This window comes from Gimesia fumaroli, assembly GCF_007754425.1.
In the GTDB taxonomy this organism is placed as follows: domain Bacteria; phylum Planctomycetota; class Planctomycetia; order Planctomycetales; family Planctomycetaceae; genus Gimesia; species Gimesia fumaroli.
Genome location: NZ_CP037452.1, coordinates 6,894,117 through 6,910,968 on the forward strand (window position 1 = coordinate 6,894,117; position 16,852 = coordinate 6,910,968).

General features: G+C 51.9%; 10 protein-coding genes and 1 tRNA gene. 2 read left to right on the forward strand and 9 right to left on the reverse strand.

Annotation, left to right across the window (positions count from 1 at the left end; translation table 11 throughout):
* Positions 1–4: 4 nt before the first annotated feature.
* The 6 genes from Enr17x_RS26005 to Enr17x_RS26030 form a co-directional block, all read right to left on the reverse strand.
* On the reverse strand, positions 5–1,099 hold the full coding sequence (locus Enr17x_RS26005; RefSeq protein WP_145312831.1) for a zinc metalloprotease: 1,095 nt from the start codon (positions 1,097–1,099) through the stop codon (positions 5–7).
* A 686-nt stretch (positions 1,100–1,785) separates the two neighbouring features.
* Positions 1,786–1,860, reverse strand: a tRNA-Pro gene (locus Enr17x_RS26010).
* A 133-nt stretch (positions 1,861–1,993) separates the two neighbouring features.
* The gene (locus Enr17x_RS26015; RefSeq protein ID WP_145312833.1) at positions 1,994–3,484 is read right to left on the reverse strand and encodes a DUF1501 domain-containing protein; all 1,491 of its coding nucleotides are present in this window, start codon (positions 3,482–3,484) and stop codon (positions 1,994–1,996) included.
* A gap of 14 nt (positions 3,485–3,498) precedes the next feature.
* A complete protein-coding gene (locus tag Enr17x_RS26020; protein WP_145312835.1) occupies positions 3,499–6,399 on the reverse strand; it encodes a DUF1553 domain-containing protein in 2,901 nt (966 codons plus the stop codon).
* A gap of 66 nt (positions 6,400–6,465) precedes the next feature.
* Positions 6,466–7,161, reverse strand: coding sequence for a GntR family transcriptional regulator (locus tag Enr17x_RS26025; RefSeq protein WP_145312837.1), 696 nt, complete (start codon positions 7,159–7,161; stop codon positions 6,466–6,468).
* 93 nt (positions 7,162–7,254) lie between these two features.
* Positions 7,255–8,583, reverse strand: coding sequence for a phosphatase PAP2/dual specificity phosphatase family protein (locus tag Enr17x_RS26030; RefSeq protein WP_145312839.1), 1,329 nt, complete (start codon positions 8,581–8,583; stop codon positions 7,255–7,257).
* 228 nt (positions 8,584–8,811) lie between these two features.
* Between Enr17x_RS26030 and Enr17x_RS26035 the strand changes: the two genes are divergently transcribed.
* Together Enr17x_RS26035 and Enr17x_RS26040 are read left to right on the forward strand one after the other, a co-directional pair.
* Positions 8,812–9,435 carry a CDP-alcohol phosphatidyltransferase family protein gene (locus tag Enr17x_RS26035; RefSeq protein ID WP_145312841.1) on the forward strand — a complete coding sequence of 208 codons (624 nt, stop codon included), beginning with the start codon at positions 8,812–8,814 and terminating at the stop codon, positions 9,433–9,435.
* Positions 9,436–9,549: 114 nt separating this feature from the next.
* Positions 9,550–11,319: a bifunctional alpha/beta hydrolase/class I SAM-dependent methyltransferase gene (locus Enr17x_RS26040; RefSeq protein WP_145312843.1), complete on the forward strand. Its 1,770-nt coding sequence runs from the start codon at positions 9,550–9,552 to the stop codon at positions 11,317–11,319.
* 24 nt (positions 11,320–11,343) lie between these two features.
* On the opposite strand, the gene Enr17x_RS26045 is transcribed toward Enr17x_RS26040, so the two are convergent.
* The 3 genes from Enr17x_RS26045 to Enr17x_RS26055 form a co-directional block, all read right to left on the reverse strand.
* Complete coding sequence (locus Enr17x_RS26045; RefSeq protein ID WP_145312845.1) at positions 11,344–12,861, reverse strand: DUF1501 domain-containing protein; 1,518 nt, start codon at positions 12,859–12,861, stop codon at positions 11,344–11,346.
* A 44-nt stretch (positions 12,862–12,905) separates the two neighbouring features.
* Positions 12,906–16,268 carry a DUF1553 domain-containing protein gene (locus tag Enr17x_RS26050; protein ID WP_198000814.1) on the reverse strand — a complete coding sequence of 1,121 codons (3,363 nt, stop codon included), beginning with the start codon at positions 16,266–16,268 and terminating at the stop codon, positions 12,906–12,908.
* A gap of 75 nt (positions 16,269–16,343) precedes the next feature.
* Positions 16,344–16,766 carry a carboxypeptidase regulatory-like domain-containing protein gene (locus Enr17x_RS26055; RefSeq protein ID WP_145312849.1) on the reverse strand — a complete coding sequence of 141 codons (423 nt, stop codon included), beginning with the start codon at positions 16,764–16,766 and terminating at the stop codon, positions 16,344–16,346.
* Positions 16,767–16,852: the final 86 nt, after the last annotated feature.

Below are 16,852 nucleotides of genomic sequence, written 5' to 3' on the forward strand. Positions count from 1 at the left end.
CAATTCATTTAGGCGCTGAATAGATTGGTGCTGAATAGAATTTTTTGATTTTTGAATCGAGTTGACTGGATTTATTCATGGTCTCAAAGAGTTGCTTTTGACGATTTTGAAAACTCAGAATCCGATTTTGCTCTGAAGGATACAGAGTCTGAAGTCCAGCAATATCGCCATCGGAGAGATTACTGCCATTTCCAACAGGGGCACATGAATTTGGAATGGAAACATAAAATAGATTCGGGAAGCGGTAGAGCATGATAGACTCTCTGTCAAAGGGCCCTGCTGTACCAGACCCTGGCTGTGCTTGTCGTAGGTTGTGGTCAACTTTTGCTCGACTCCAGTGATTGGGCGCGCCGGATAAATAGGTATAGATACCAGGCCGTTTTCCTGACAGATCAGTGATATAGACGCCATTACTATCTTGAGTCAATTGGTACCCAGGGTCATTCTCCCATCGAAATTGAGAGTCACAGCCCCCAATAGGGCTTTGATGTTCGTGGTTAAATGAGAGTGCATGAAGAAATTCATGTCTTGTTGTTTTAATCCAACTGGCAGGACGAGCAATATGAAACCCTCCGAGATTTAAACTACGTTGGTTAGGACGCCCTCCTACCGGTCTTCCAGCTGCACCTATCGATGGATTGATACTATCACGGCCTACTAGCGAAAAATATCCTTTTTGATCGAACGATACTCGAATTTCAGCAGCATAAGAGGTATCCGAGGTAGACCAGGTACGATATTGGCCTGTGGCAGGATTAAAACCAAAATCCAGTTTTATATTGCAAGCATCGGTAATCTGTTTCGTGGCATCTGCGATTTCTTTATGTAAGGTACTATTACCTCCTAAAAATGCGACCCGCACAGTATGGCCTGGTGACCATTTCTGTAGGTCATCAACAAAGTACTCGAATCCTGATTTATTCCCTTGTGGCAACGTGGCAAACCATTGATCACGAGCTTCGATAGTTGCCGTTACATGATCAGGAAGATCATCGAGTATGAAATCCTCTTCAGCAAAGAGTTGGGGGCTCAAAAATAGAACTAAGATTGCAAACAGATTTGGAAACAAAATAAACTCAAAATATCGTCTAGTATTCATGACTCTCCCCCTCATTGAACAAAATGATACAGCTTCGATGTGCTTCAGCAAGAGTGCTTTCATTGCAAGCCACTAGTGCAATAGTTTGAACTTCGTATCACACGATCCGCAGTCTGGTTTCTCTGTAGACCGTATTACGAAATTCTTTTAAGGACCTTAGAACAGGCACTATTGTGTAATTGCAAAATGAACTGTCAGCTGATCATATTTTCTGAATTTAAGAGTATTGATAGATTTTCAAAATTATGAAAAGTCACGAAAGATGAGCACTCTTGAGGGTTTCTATTCGATCCAATAAATGGTTTCGTGACAGGAGTGCGAACTCGACCAACAGGTTGCTAAAGCATGATCAGTCTGGAATGATTTCTAAAAATGGAGAACAGGAAACGAACAAGGCACGCGTTCGATTCAGGACGAAATTCTGGCCATCCACATAATTCTTTTCGTGTGTTTTCGTGACTTTCGTGGAAGTAAGAATTTCCTGACAAGATCTGCGTTCCTGTCAATTCTCGTTTCCCGTGCGCCACGGCCCGGCTTGTCCGGCCTTGCTGGTTCAAAACCAGAGAAATCTTACCTATCTGTGTTACGGTAGGTACGTAAAAAAATCGCGAGGGCTTCGCGATTTTTTGTCGTGCTGGATTGTTCGGGCTATTTCCGTAAACCCATACCCAATAAAGGGTTAAAAGTCGGGGCGACACGATTCGAACGTGCGACCTCTGCGTCCCAAACGCAGCGCTCTAGCCAAGCTGAGCTACGCCCCGCAACATAATCAGAGGCACAGTTTAGAGAGACACGCCAAATGCGTCAATGGTTCAACGGGCTCTCTTACTAAAATATGCCACGGATATCCCCATTCAATGTGTGGATCTGAGGATATTTAAGACTTCATCAGCATTAAGCCAGGATTTCTTTAATCAAATTGCCATGTACGTCCGTCAAACGGCGATCCAGACCATTATTATAATAGGTCAATTTATCGTGCTGGAAGCCGAGCAGGTGCAGGGCGGTCGCGTAGAAATCCCAGACGGTTGTTGGATTCAACTCGGCACGGCGGCCAAATTCATCGGTGGCCCCGTAGCTCGTCCCCCCTTTGATGCCGGCTCCCATCATCCAACAGGTGAATCCATCTGGATTATGATCGCGGCCCAGAGTGCCCGCCTGATGCGTGGGCATTCGACCGAACTCAGTCGTCCACAGGATCAGCGTTTCATCCAGTAAACCACGTTGCTTCAAATCGGTGAGCAAAGCAGCCGTCGGCTGATCGAAAATAGGACAGTGCCGTTCGTAGTCGGCTTTGAGCGTTTTATGCGCGTCCCAGTTGAGCAGTCCGTCCACGCCCGAGGCCCGCGACGAACAATACAAATTCAGATAGCGCACGCCCCGTTCCAGAAACCGCCGCGCGAGTAGACAGTTGCGGGCATACGCGGCTTTCAGTTTGTTCGGGTCGTTCGTGCCATACTGTTCGTGGATCGTCTTCGGTTCCGATGCAAGATTTGAAACTTCCGGTGCCGAGAGCTGCATGCGGGCGGCCAGTTCGTAGGCTTCAATCCGCGCCTGCAGATCGGAATTTCCGGGCCGCTGTGCGGCGTGTCGTTGATCAAGGAACTTCAAAAAGTCGCGCGTCGCCTGTTCTTCTTTCGGAGAGATCCCTTGGGGAACTTTCAAATTGCGAATGGGGGACTGTGCGTTCATGACGATCGCCTGATGTTGCGCGGGTAGATAGCCGTTGCTCCAGTTGGCTTTGCCGTTCGGGGGTTCGCCGCGAATATCGGGAATCGCGATATACGCCGGCAGGTTTTCATTTTCGCTGCCCAATGCATAGCCAAGCCAGGCACCCGCACTCGGATGTCCTTCGGTATCGTGGCCTGTGTTCATGAAGACACAGCCGGGGCCGTGGGTGTTGGTTTTAGTGGTCATGCCGTGCAGAAAGGCGATATCATCGATGTGCTGTGACATATAAGGCAGCATGGTGGAACTCATCTTGCCGCTCTCGCCCGCCGGCTTGAAGGCCCACGGGCTTTTCATCAGGTTGCCGTTTTTGCCTTGAAAGCTGAGGAAGTTTTCCTCGCCGGGCAACGGCTTGCCGTGATATTTCTCCAGGCTCGGTTTGTGTTCCCAGAGATCCATGTGCGAGGCGGCACCCGGGCAGAAGATCTGCAGCACCCGTTTGGCTTTGGCGGGAAAATGCGTTTCGTTCACGCCCGGTTGCCAGTCTTTGTTCTGCTTTGAACTGCTTGACTTGGACGCGGCGGAAAGGTCGTTGAGTAACAGATTCGTCAGGCCGAGACCCGCCATTCCCGTATAGACATTGGAAAAGAACGAGCGCCTAGAGTGCACCTGCTGTAGCAGACGCCGGGTCGAATTGGGATCAAATGGATTTAACATGCGGGTTCACCACTTCAATCAAGGTAAATCAGTTCGTTGGAATTAATCATCGCACGGCAAAACGCGGGCAGTCCATTCGCGGCGATCAACGCGCGCGACGCCTGCTGTTCCTGTGCGACGGGAGGTCGGGCGTATAACAGATGAAAAGCTCGATCGATCTGCTGATCGACATTATCGGTGCCCGCTTCCTGCTGCAGACGTTCTGCGAGGAACCGGGAAAGATCCAGCGTAAATTGATGGTTCATTAATGTGAGTGCCTGGAGCGGCGTGGTCGTTGCGTTGCGTTTGGAGGCGGCGAATGCGTTATCGGGGCAATCGAAATCGGTCAGCAAATCGATGCGGGCCGCGCGGGCATTCTGATGATAGACGGCACGACGATACGTATCTGGCCCGAACGTTTCGCGGGGCACATAGGTGGCGACGTTGTCCTGCAGATATTCATACAGACGAAAACCGGGGCCACCCATTTTGAGATCGAGCTTGCCAGATACAGAGAGTAGCGTATCGCGAATTTCTTCTCCCGTCAGACGACGCGGCGGGAAGCGCCAGAGGTAACGCGAATCGGAATCGATGCGAGCGGCTTCTTTGCGGAAGGTACTCGCCTGCTGATAGGTTTCCGACAGCATAATCTGTTTCTGAATGTCTTTGAGCCGCCAGCCATTCTCCTGAATCTGGACCGCCAGCCAGTCTAAGAGTTCGGGATGCGTGGGACGCGTGCCCATGTATCCGAAGTCGCTGGGCGTGGAAACAATGCCGGTGCCGAAATGATAGTGCCAGAGTCGATTGGCGAGCACGCGCGGCGTAAGCGGATTCTCTTTCGCCACCAGCCAGCGGGCTAACGCCAGACGGCGTTCTCCCTGTGGCGCGTCGGGCTTCAGTTCATAGCCTTTGGTGACATTGCTGAGCGTCGACATGCTCGCAGGAACGACGGTGTCCCCTTTCCGCTGTGGATTCCCGCCGACAAAAATGTGAAACGGGCCATTGACTTGCTTGTGATTGCCGACCCACCAGGAAGGCAGCGGGGGAATGGCGGCCAGTTCGCGGTCGGTTTTGGCGATGTCTGCATTGATTTGACTGAGCCGTTTATTTTCGTCGGGGGTCGCTTCCAGAATAAAGAACCGTTTGCGGCGGTGTCGGGAATTGACCGGTTTGCGATCCTGGGACGAGGCGACTTGATGCCAGACCTTGCCATCAGTGGAAACTTCGAGTTTGTATTCTGAGAGGAATGTGGCTTTGTAGTTACTCATCGCGGCGCCCGAGCGATCGCTGGAGAAGACGATTTTATTGATCGTTTCCGGCTGGGCGAATTCAATTGTCAGTTCCGGGCTGCCCGCGATCCAGCAGGCACCAATTTTGCCATCGATGGTGAGGCTCACATCATAGGCACCGGCAAAGTCGCCAGCGGTCCGACTGTTGGCGCCTTTCGCTGTGCCTCCATTAGCCGCAAGTGCGACGTTGCGAGGAGACTCGCCAGTGGTCCAGACTTCAAACTCATCGACCCGATAACCGGTTTTCGCCCAGGGGCTTGTATCGAGTCCCTGTGAGGTCATTCGCACAAATTTCGCGTTGACTGGTTCGAACGTATCTTCCACTCCCGTTCGCTTCACCGGTTCGCGCACCCAAGGCTTTTCGTAATCGGCGGCTTTCTTTTCTGCACGGGCCTGAATTGCTCCCTCGATTTTTGATTTTTCTTTTGCCAGTTCGGTTTTGCGTGCATTGAGTGGTTTGAGTTGGGCATTGCGTTTCGCTTGTGCTTCTTTTGAAGCAATCACACGACTTCCATGAAAGACGCCTGAGAAAGTCGCATACAGACTGTAATAATCCTGTTGCATCACGGGATCAAATTTATGATTGTGACAACGGCTGCAACCAACGGTCAGGCCGAGAAAGGCTTCGCCCGTGGTGCGAACCATGTCGTCAATCGTATTCGCGCGGATCTGAGCCTTTTGAACCGGGTCCTGATTGCCGACATTATCGTAAGGGCCACAGACGAGAAACGTAGTGCCGACTTCAACGTTCGGATCGCCTTTGCCAACCACATCGCCGGCCAGATGTTCGATGACCATCCGGTCGAATGGTTTGTCATCATTGAACGACTTAATCACGTAATCGCGGAACGGCCAGGCATTGTCGATGATCACATTCCGCTCGAAGCCGTTACTCTCGCCGAAGCGGACGACATCCAGCCAGTGGCGGCCCCACTGTTCGCCATAGCGGGGAGATGCTAACAGTCGGTCGATCAGTTTTTCGTAGGCATCGGGTGAAGCATCGTTTTCAAAGGCGGCGACTTCTGCGGGAGTGGGAGGCAGGCCCGTCAGATTGTACGTGGCGCGGCGAATCAAAGTCCGTTTCGAGGCACGCGGTGACGGCTGCAGATTTTTTTCTTTTAACTTTGCGGCGATGAATCGATCAATGGGATGTTTCTGCCATGCTTCAGGCACGTCTGGTGTAGCGGGTGGATTGTTCTGTGCTAAAGGCTGGAGTGACCACCAGGTTAAGTCGGCTTTGGATTTCTCCTGCAATTTTAATTTTGCAGGCCAATTAGCGCCCTGTTTGATCCAGCGAGTAAAGAGAGCGACTTCATCCGTGGAGAGCGGCTTCGCACCTTTGGGCATTTCGGCTTTACCCGTCTCCGGATCAACGTGAATTACTTCCAGCAGATAACTTTCAGCGGGTTTGCCCGGCGTGAGAAAGCCGTTCTCTTTGAGTGATTGCAGCGAGTCCAGAGAGAGCTCCCCTTTTTCGTTGCCTGGTTTGTGACAACGAATACAATGTTCGACAATCAGGGGGGCAATCTGTGTTTCGAAATCGACACTGGTTTTCGGATCAGGTATTTTTCCGGCTGCCGGCAATAATAGGCTAAGACTGGCAACCAACAGGCAGGCCAGACTGGCTCGGGTGATCAAACTTCGCATTACGGGATTTTTCCTCAACTGATTCTGCTGCGCTTCGTAGAAGTCAACCGATTAAAAATATGCGGCTTATGAATTTTCCTGCTGAAACAGGTCGCGTTCCAGCACTATGGCGGCCTGGAGTAAATGGTCGTTCATCGCTCCAGCTGCTTCCTCCGCATCACCGGCTGCCAGAGCCTGGACGATGCACAGGTGCTCTGCGTTTTCTTCCATATGCTCGTAGTCTTTCACATTCTGGCGTTTACTGTGCCGAACCTGTCTTAACGTACGATACAAAGCACGATAACGATTGATTTCATGCGAAAGACGATCGCTGCCACACGTGCGATAAATGAGCTCGTGAAGGTAGTCGTCCCATTCCTGTGTTGTTTCCGACCACTCTACGGTTCGTTCTGCCGTCGAAAGTTCGCTGAAAATCTTCTCGAGCCGGGATAACTCGTTGGGCGTGATATGACCACAGGCACACCGGGTCGCTTCACCTTCCAGGATCCGCCGGACCTGACAGATTTCGCTTAATTCCTTGGCGCCGAAGTTCCGCAGGACGGCCCCCCGATTGGGAAAGATTTCGACAATGCCGATCCCTTCCAACTCGACGAGCGCTTCACGGACGGGCGTGGCACTCACATTCCACTCTTTTGCCAGAGCTTGCACTGTCATCCGCTGGTTAGGCTGATATTCTCCCTGAAAGAACTTCACCAGCACCTGCTGTACGAGGGTCTGTCTGCGGGAACCGTGCATTAATTCTTTGGAGACGACTGCGGCCATTTATCATCGCTCAACTTATAGGGAATTACAAAAGACATATTATATATAATATCAGAATATTAAATATAATAAAGGCCGTTTTACCAGAAACTCTCACTTTTTACGGTGTGAGTCATATTCGAAGATGGCTTGTTCTGCTTCGGGACGAATCACAATCGAGGGTCGAATGGTCCTGAGGTACTGAATGGCGGCTTCGGGTGATTCAACGAGATTTTCAGCCAGTAAGTAAGCCCCCACGACTGCGGCACTGCGAGAGTAGCCAATTTTACAATGAATGTAGACCAGCCCATTCTCCGCATGTTTACGGATAAAATCAATTGTTTTCTCGAGTTGATCAATAGAAGGAGCCGTCAAATCGAGAACCGGTACATGATGATAAGCCACGTTTCGAAACGCGGCTGCTTCCGAAAACGCGATACTCAAGTCAACCACTGCCATCACCCCCTGGGCTGTTGCCTGCTCGGCTTCCTGGTCTGTTAAACGACGTCCGATCCAGACCGACTCATTAACGGCATCCCAGGGTTGGCACTGACGGCGATAATAGACCCAAGAGAGATATTGTCCCCACAAGACTGGCCCAAGAATGATTCGCGTGGTTAACGGAATCTGCCCGGCTGATTTTCGGAACACACCCGGGCCCCAATAGAAATAGCCGGCACAGACTAATCCAGTCGCGACAGCCGGCCAGATCAGAAGCACTCCCCACGGATAAGTCACATAGCCGAGGAGACAGAGCAGCCCCGTTCCGATGCCATAATACAGGCCAACCCGGTAGTTGCTTTGCACGGGTAGTTTCAATGGTGTATCGCGAACGAGATAAAAGCAAAATGTGGCCAGAATAAAGCCTCCCACGATATCAATCAGATGATGTTGATAAAGTAATAAAGTGGAAAAACCAATCAGACTGAACCAGAAGTGCGATGCAAAATTCGTCAGCCCGCGTGTATGCCGGCCATATAAATCGGCCAGGATGGTTCTTAACGCAATGTGTAACGAGGGGCAGAGATTATAGGGAAGATCCATGCCGCTGAACCAGTTGTAGATGGCGCCCGTCCAGCCGGCAGCGATGGGACGCTCTACCGCCAGTTTGAGAGGAAACAGAATAAAAAAGATCCCGGCAACAAGAATCGCCAGCGCAATGCGTTTTGTCAGAATGGTCAGCTCACGACGCTCCGTACAGATAAAGGGAGCCGCGACAAAAAACAGATCGACCGACATATAAGGCACGATCATATAAGAGACGAATGGAATATGCCGTTCCCAGGAAAAGTAGAAGGAGGGAACCTCGGTTCGGATGGATGTGAAATAATTCGTCGCGTTATAAATGACGAGAAATAAAACTGACAATCCAATCATCACCACAGCGGATTCTCTCCAGCTGGGCCGTTCTAATGCGGGATCAAGGGGAATCGCGGTCGTCATTGAGTATCACCAGATCAAAATGGAGAAAAGGTCTGTTCGAATTGTGTTCACTGTTTTTCCATCTGCAGGCTTCAACGCTGCCTGAGCTTTAAGGCGAATTTCGTCTGCAGAACTCACGAAATTGTTGAAAAAAATCTCGCAGATTGGCGTTTCTCCCAATTCGATACGGTATCATCTTGGCAAGATCCTGTCGTCGCAGAGTACTTTTATTTGAGAAGAATGTAAAACATGGCTAGCATTTACGACTTAAAACCGAAGTTTCAGGGTTTGCTGCGTCCCATTACCCGTAAGCTGGCAGCAATGAAGGTGACAGCCAATCAGGTCACCATCGCGGCCTTGCTGCTTTCGATTCTGGTCGGATTGTGTATCGCGTTATTTCCGGGTGAGAAATGGCCGCTGCTGATTGTGCCTCTGTTTCTGTTTATCCGCATGGCTTTGAATGCCATTGACGGAATGCTGGCCCGCGAGCACAACATGAAATCGGATCTCGGCTTGATCCTGAATGAAATCGGTGATGTTGTTGCCGATGCCGCCATCTATCTGCCATTTGCGCTGGTTCCGGGACTGCCTGCAGTGCCGATCGTGATTATTGTGTTGCTGGCGGTCATCAGTGAAATGATGGGAGTGGTCGCAGTCCAGATCGGTGTAGCCCGTCGTTATGAAGGGCCAATGGGAAAAAGTGATCGTGCCTTTCTGTTTGGCCTGTTGGGGTTACTCATGGGTTGCGGATTACAAATCGGGCCGTGGATCAATTACGTTTTGTATGTCATTGTATTCTTATTAGTTCTCACCATTCTGAACCGAGCCCGCCATGCCTTGGCGCTGAAACAGAGTGCAAATCAGGAAAATTGAGAATTCGGATGAAAATCTTCGTGATGTTTTTTCGCTGAGAACGCCTGATATTCAAACATGCTGAATCTGAAATGCCTGTGTTAACTCCAACCTGTGAGAAAAGGCGGAATTGAGATGACGAAGACAGAAATCCCCCCATCAGCGAACTCGCGAGAGGCAACCGAACATCAGTTTGTTACCAGTGATGGAACGGAATTGTTTTATCGCGCCTGGGCTCCCCGAACGAATTCACAGAAAGCGATTGTGCTCCTGCATCGAGGCCACGAACATTCGGGACGCTGGCAGGATTTGATTGACCGCATTGATCTGGATGATTTCTGGTTCTTTGCCTGGGATGCCCGGGGCCATGGTCGATCGCCGGGAGAACGTGGTTATGCGGAAAGCTTCGGACGACTGGTGCGGGATGTGGACGAGTTCGTCCGTCACATTCAAGCAACATTCGATCTTTCAATGGAAAACACAGCGGTAGTCGCCCAGAGTGTTGGCGCCGTACTGGCGGCGGCCTGGGTTCACGATTATGCGCCTCCGATCCGGGCACTCGTTGTGGCAACGCCGGCCTTTCGGATTAAACTGTATGTTCCCTTCGCCATTCCCGGTCTGCGGGTGTTGAATCAATTGAAATCTAAATCATTCATTAAAAGTTATGTCAAACCGGGCATGCTGACCCATGATGCAGAGCAGGCACGGGAGTACGCGTCCGACCCGTTGATTTCGCCACAGATTGCCACAAATATTCTGCTGGGCCTGCACGATACGTCAACACGTCTGGTCGAGGATGCTGGTGCGATTCAGACTCCGACGCTGATGTTGATTTCTGGTAAAGACTGGGTCGTTAAACGAAAACCACAGGATCAATTCTTTGAGCGGCTCTCTTCTCCCATCAAAGAGAAAGAAGTGTATCCAGACTTTTATCATTCCACTTTCTGGGAGCAGAAACGCGAATTACCCATCACCCGTACGCGAGAATTTCTTGTCCGCCAGTTTGAATCGGCCGTTGAAACGCCAGATTTACTGGAAGAAGATCAACGCGGGCATTCAAAACAGATTTGTGCTGAACTGGAACAGCCGTTGTCACTCGCTTCACCAAAACGATGGGGGTTTGCGCTGCAATCGATCGGAATGAAAACCACGGGCCGTCTCAGTCGAGGCATTCAGGTCGGCTGGAAGACGGGCTTCGATTCGGGTGAATCTCTGGATCATGTTTACCGCAATACACCGGAAGGAATCACGCCACTGGGGCGATTGATCGATCATTTCTATCTCAACTCGCCGGGCTGGTGTGGCATTCGTCAACGGAAGATTCATATGCAGATGATGCTGGATCGGGCCATTGAAAAACTGCATACCGCCGGAGAAGCGATTCGGATTCAAGACATCGCCTCGGGGCCGGGGCGGTATATTCTGGATACGATCCGAAATCATCCGGAAGCAGAGATCAGCGCGTTGATGTGTGACCGCGATGTGGGGGGCTTAGAGGCCGGACGCACTTTGGCCCAGCAGATGCAGATCGACAGCGTTCAATACAAAGAAAGCGACGCGTTTAGCGCCGCCGCGATTACCGGACACGACTTTCAGCCAAATATCGCCATCGTTTCTGGTCTGTATGAACTATTCCCCGCAAATGCCCCGTTGCAGGAATCGTTAAAAGGGCTCTCCGACACGCTGGTTGCAGGCGGTTACCTGCTGTATACGAACCAACCCTGGCACCCGCAGCAGGAAATGATTGCACGTGTCCTTCCTAATCGGGACGGCGATCCCTGGGTCATGCGATGCCGCACGCAACAGGAAATGGATCAACTTGTCTCGTCCGTCGGCTTCCGCAAAGTCGACATGCTGATTGATGACGAAGGAATTTTCAGCGTCTCGATGGCGGTGAAAGAATAACGGGTTGAAACGGGATCTGTTCCCTCATGCTAAGATATCTTTAATTACGGTGCCGTGCACGTCGGTCAGGCGGCGTTCGAGGCCGTTGTGGTAGAAGGTTAGCCGCTCATGATTGAGCCCCAGCAGATGTAAGATCGTCGCGTGGAAATCATGCACGGTGGCGACGTTCTCAACCGCTTTATAGCCGAACTCATCGGTAGCACCATAGGTAAACGGTGCTTTGACGCCGGCTCCCGCCATCCAGCAAGTGAAGCCTTCCGGGTTATGGTCGCGACCACTGGCCCCTTTCTGAAACGTCGGCATGCGACCGAATTCGGTACACCAGACGACGAGTGTATCTTCGAGCAGGCCGCGTTGCTTCATATCTTTGATGAGCGCCGCCGTCGGCTGATCGAGAACCGGGCCGTGCACGTTATATTGGTCGACAATTTTTTTGTGCCCGTCCCAGTTACTGACGCCTTCTCCGCCGGTCTGATATGCACCATTAAAGAGTTGCACAAAACGTACGCCCTTCTCGATGAGCCGCCGTGCTAAGAGACAGTTTTTCGCGTACGAGGCCTTGAGTTGATTTTTCGTATCGTCGATGCCGTACATGCTGAGTGTGCTGGAAGACTCCTGCGAAAGATCGCTGATTTCGGGGACACTCAATTGCATGCGGGCCGCCAGTTCGTAACTCGAAATGCGGGCCGCGAGCTCGCTGTCGCCGGGGAACCGTTCGAGGTGTTGTTCATTCAAACGCTGCAGATAATCGCGGGTTGCTCGATCGGTTTTCGAAGCGATGGCCGCCGGTCGATTCAAATTGCGGATCGGTTGGGCGGCGTTGAAATCGGTTCCCTGGAAGGCGGCGGGCAGGAACCCGGGCCCCCAGTTGTTGACGGAGGCCTGAGGCGTGCCGCGAGGATCGGGAATCGCTACATAAGCGGGGAGATCACGGTTTTCACTACCCAGTGCATAGCTGGTCCAGGCACCCATACTGGGAAAGCCGTCGAGGGTGAAACCGGTCGACATGTAATTTTCACCTGGTCCGTGCGTGTTCGTTTTCCCTTTGATCGAATGCAGAAAGCAGATGTCGTCTGCCAGTTCGCCTAAATGAGGAACAAGATCGGAGATCATTTTTCCCGATTCGCCTCGGGGTTTGAACTTCCATGGACTCTGTGTGAGGTTCCCCTGCTGCCCCTGAAAGGTGACGAGCTTATCCCCGCCGGGCATCGGCTTGCCGTTCATTTTGATCAACGCCGGTTTATAATCGAATGTGTCGATGTGGCTGCAGGCACCCGAACAGAAAATGACGAGCACATTCTTCGCTGCTGCCGGGAAATGGGTGTCGCGCGGGGCGAACGGGTTTCCGGGATCAATCTGCGGCCTGATGGGCGTTTTTCCGCCGACCGTGCGGCTGGTTTCCTTATTGGCCGCCAGGAGCTGGTTTTCTGCCAGCATGGCGGACAGGGCGATGCTGCTGAGGCCGGTGGCAGTCTGGTTCAGGAAATTTCTGCGGTTCAGTAGATGGCGACTGGCAGGAAGTTCGGAGTTTGAAGCGCTCATGATCGTGACTCGTTATGATTAATATTATGATATTTCAGTTCGGGTTATTGAATAAACAGTAATTCGTTGCTGTTCAACAGAGCTCGACAAAAGGCGGGAAGTTGATGCTGGGAGATAAAAGCGATGGCTTCGGCCTGTTCAGTTTTTGTTGGTGGACGTGAAAAACAGAGTTCGAAGGCGTGCTTCACTTGCGCGGGAAGATCATTCGGTTTTTCAGTTTCGAGACGCTTAGCAAACAGATCGGCCTGCTGGAGCAGGAATGCACTGTTAAACAGGTTGAGCGCCTGGAGCGGTGTGGTCGATCGGCTGCGTTTAGCGACCGTTGTGGCAGCATCGGGGCAGTCAAACAGACCAAAGACGGAATCCTGTTCCATGCGGACTTTGGTCATATAGATCATGCGGCGCCAGTCCTCGGGGCCGTAGGATTGTTTGGGGTGATAGTGCCGTACATTCTCTGCGTCGACTTCAAAGGCACTGAAGCCGGGGCCTCCCTGTTTGAGATCAATCACACCGGTAATGGCGAGAATTGAATCGCGAATCGGTTCGGCCTCAAGGCGTCGTGGTGGGAAACGCCACCAGTATTGGGAAGCCGCATCGATTTGAATCGCACTCGGATTGGGTTTGCCCGACTGCTGATAAGTGGCGGAGTTGAGAATCAAACTGTGAATGTGCTTGAGTGACCAGTTATTGTCGATCAGTTCCTGCGCGAGCCAGTCGAGCAGTTCGGGATGTGTGGGTGCTACGCCGCCGGCTCCGAAATCGCTGGGCGTCGTTACGAATCCCTGACCGAAATGAAACTGCCAGATGCGATTGACCATCACACGAGCGGTAAGCGGATTCTTCGGAGAGGCAATCCATTCAGCCAGACATTTGCGGCGTTCGCGTTCCGGAGTATCTGCTTTGAGATTCAGATTGGTGAAGATATCGGGGGCATCAGGCATCACCTGTTCCCGTTTGGCCAACGGCTCACCTCGATACAGCCGATGTGTGGGGCCGGGTTGTCTGAATTGTCCCGCATACACAGTCGGCGTCACCTGAAGCACCGAGAGTTTGTGTTGGACTTGCTTCAGTTCTGCCAGCAATTGCTTCCCGGCTTGCGCCTGTTCGGGAGGAAGATGATCAAAGCGATAGGCGACCGACGCCGATTTTAAAGTCGACTGCGGCAGCGAGAGCGGCAGACGATCACTCGAACCCGCGATGGTTTCCCAGTCGGTTCCAGTGAGCGAGGCTTCGATGACATAATCAACGGGCAGGCGGTCGCCGTATTGTCCTTCGCGATCGCGGGCCCACTCGATCCGATCGATGACGGTCGGCTGTGCCAGTTCGATCTGGACCCAGCCTTTCTCGTTTTCATTCGAAATCCAACTGTGTGAGTTGCCGAATTTCCCGTCGTTGATGTGTTTCAATTGATGTTTTTTGTGACCGGGCAACGTACTGGAACAGGAAGCGACTCCACCCGCTCCCGCCAGCGCAACGTTGGTTCCTCGGGAAAAGAGTTCCAGTTCGTCCAGACAAGGCTGAGCGCCGTTCGTGGCGCGAATGGTAAATCGGACGAATTTGGCTTCGACGGGATCAATCCGTTCGAGATTATGGGTTGCTTGAACCGGTTTGCGGAACGTCGGTTTAATCGGCTGGTGTGTCAGTCCCGACGGCGTGGCCGCTTCGAACAGCACGGCATCTGCCGTCACGGCGGTTCCGGTTTTGCCGCCGACCAACAGGAGTGCTTCGTTTTCTGTCAGCGTAAATACGCCCGCATGATGAAAGCCGCTCCAGAGTGCTTTGCGGGCGGAAGGTTTGGAGCCGTCTGCGAATTTTTTCTGATCGACGAGCGCAACTTGCTCCCAGTCGTCGGTGGTTTCGGGGTTTCCATCGCGGTCCAGAACGTAGCGCGCGTCTGACGAGTGTGTCTCAAACCCAGCGCCCCAGGAAAGCCAGATATGATAGTCACCCTGGACTTGTGGCTTCCAGGCGATGACTGGTTGATCAGGTCGGTTTTTCCACCAGCTGTAACTGCCGCCACTCAGGTTGGCTGAATGGCTGGGGCTGCCCGGATCTTGTTGTTCGCCGCGTGCGGTGCCCGCGGGATTGGTCCCTCGTCCTGCCAGCGGTTGCAGCAGTGTGACTTGGGCAACGTTGTTGTCGGTACCGCTGGTAGAGGGAATATCGTCAATAAAGGTAAACTGCCGCGAGACGGTTTTTGAAAGATACTGTTCCAATTCTGTTTGCAGCTTTACCAGTTGCTGTTGCTGGAGTTGGATTTGTTTCTGTCGCGAATCGGGAACGGGCAGTTTTTTATCGCCATGTCTCACGCCGGCAAAGATGGCCTGCATCGAGTAATAGTCGGCTTGTGTAATCGGATCGAATTTATGATTGTGACAGCGAGCACAGCCCAGTGTTAGACCGAGGAACGCGGTCCCGGTGGTGTTGATCATGTCGTCCAGTTCGTTCTGTCGCTGCATGAGCGTCAGATTGATATCCGGGCTTTTGACCAGATCGTAAGGACCTGCCACGAGGTATCCGGTCCCGATCGGGTTCCCGAAACTGTCGCCGGCAATCTGTTCTTTGATAAACTGATCGTAAGGCTTATCTGCATTGAAAGACTGGATCACATAATCGCGGTACGGCCAGGCATGAGGACGTTCGCGGTTCGTTTCGAAACCATGCGTTTCCGCAAAGCGAACCAGGTCGAGCCAGTGACGTGCCCAGCGTTCGCCGTAGTGCGGACTGTCAAGAGTCGTTTGTACAAGCTTCTGATAGGCATCCGGAGCAGTATCATTCAGAAACTGTTGCACCTGTTTGGGAGAAGGGGGCAAGCCAAGCACATCGAGATAGAGTCGACGGATCAAAGTACGGCGGTCAGCGGTCGGATTGTGGGCCAGTTTTTTTTCGTGAAGCTTTTGCAATACGAACGCATCGATGCCGCCCGTGATCCAGTCGTCTTTGATCGCGGGAGGCGAGACTTGTGCGAGAGGCTGGAACGACCAGTGATCAGTCGTTTGCGCTTCCTGTTTGACGACGCCGTTGGGGCCGGGCCACGGGGCCCCCTGATCAATCCAGATTTCCAACAGACGAATCTGTGCTTTCGAAAGTCGGTCCTGTTCATCGGGGGGCATCAGGTGCCCGGCTTCTTCGCCGCGCACGAGTTTGATTAAGTGACTCTTTCCGCTTTGCCCTGCAATAATCGCCGGCTCACCGGAATCGCCGCCACGCAATAGCGCCGACTTCCGATCCAGACGCAATTTGCTTTCCTGTGTATTTTCATCATGACAGTCAAAACAGTTTTCCTGAAAGATGGGCAGGATCTGTTTTTCAAAGTCGATTGTTTTTTTCGACGGCGTTTCTTCTCCGATAGCAGGGGCTGCGAAGAACAATGATGTCAGTAAGACGATGGTGAGTGAGCGAGTCATAATTACTGTTTCGTGCAATGCTGTCATGGGAAACCGATTGATATCGGAATTCGATTCTGACTTTGTTGTGAAAACCTATTTCTTCAAATCAAAGTCAAACTTGTTTTCTCCGTCAGTGCTCACTGTGGCAGTGAGTCCCGACTTCTTCAAGTCGGCATATTTTTCCGGGATAGCTGATTTCTGAGTGGCATAAATGTCATCCGGCTTTTGGGAATCGGCGGCGACTTTGGAAATGATCACGGTATGCTTTCCCGGAATCGCCCCGTCTGCATCTTCAAACGTTCGTAAAATAAAATGGCCACTCGCATCTGTAAAACCGGAAGCAGGTCGCCCGTTTTCCGGGATAAACGAAACGCTGGCACCTTCCAATGGCTGGTTCTCAAACGTGACCGTGCCTTCTGCTTTTGTCGTCGAAGGACGATCGACACCCGATCCGCATCCCGTGGCCAGAATCATCATTCCCAGTATAACAAATTGAGGGGGCAGAAACTTCAACATTTTTTCTCCACTAGAACTGAGGCGAACCAATGCTGCTGCCGGAGATCGGCAGCAGCATGTCTGAAAATTCGGAGTTTGAAATCTGA

Excerpts from the sequence above, each read along its gene's own strand:
- Enr17x_RS26005 (WP_145312831.1), bottom strand. The coding sequence starts at position 1,099 with ATGAATACTAGACGATATTTTGAGTTTATTTTGTTTCCAAATCTGTTT.
- Enr17x_RS26015 (WP_145312833.1), bottom strand. The coding sequence starts at position 3,484 with ATGTTAAATCCATTTGATCCCAATTCGACCCGGCGTCTGCTACAGCAG.
- Enr17x_RS26020 (WP_145312835.1), bottom strand. The coding sequence starts at position 6,399 with ATGCGAAGTTTGATCACCCGAGCCAGTCTGGCCTGCCTGTTGGTTGCC.
- Enr17x_RS26025 (WP_145312837.1), bottom strand. The coding sequence starts at position 7,161 with ATGGCCGCAGTCGTCTCCAAAGAATTAATGCACGGTTCCCGCAGACAG.
- Enr17x_RS26030 (WP_145312839.1), bottom strand. The coding sequence starts at position 8,583 with ATGACGACCGCGATTCCCCTTGATCCCGCATTAGAACGGCCCAGCTGG.
- Enr17x_RS26035 (WP_145312841.1), top strand. The coding sequence starts at position 8,812 with ATGGCTAGCATTTACGACTTAAAACCGAAGTTTCAGGGTTTGCTGCGT.
- Enr17x_RS26040 (WP_145312843.1), top strand. The coding sequence starts at position 9,550 with ATGACGAAGACAGAAATCCCCCCATCAGCGAACTCGCGAGAGGCAACC.
- Enr17x_RS26045 (WP_145312845.1), bottom strand. The coding sequence starts at position 12,861 with ATGAGCGCTTCAAACTCCGAACTTCCTGCCAGTCGCCATCTACTGAAC.
- Enr17x_RS26050 (WP_198000814.1), bottom strand. The coding sequence starts at position 16,268 with ATGACTCGCTCACTCACCATCGTCTTACTGACATCATTGTTCTTCGCA.
- Enr17x_RS26055 (WP_145312849.1), bottom strand. The coding sequence starts at position 16,766 with ATGTTGAAGTTTCTGCCCCCTCAATTTGTTATACTGGGAATGATGATT.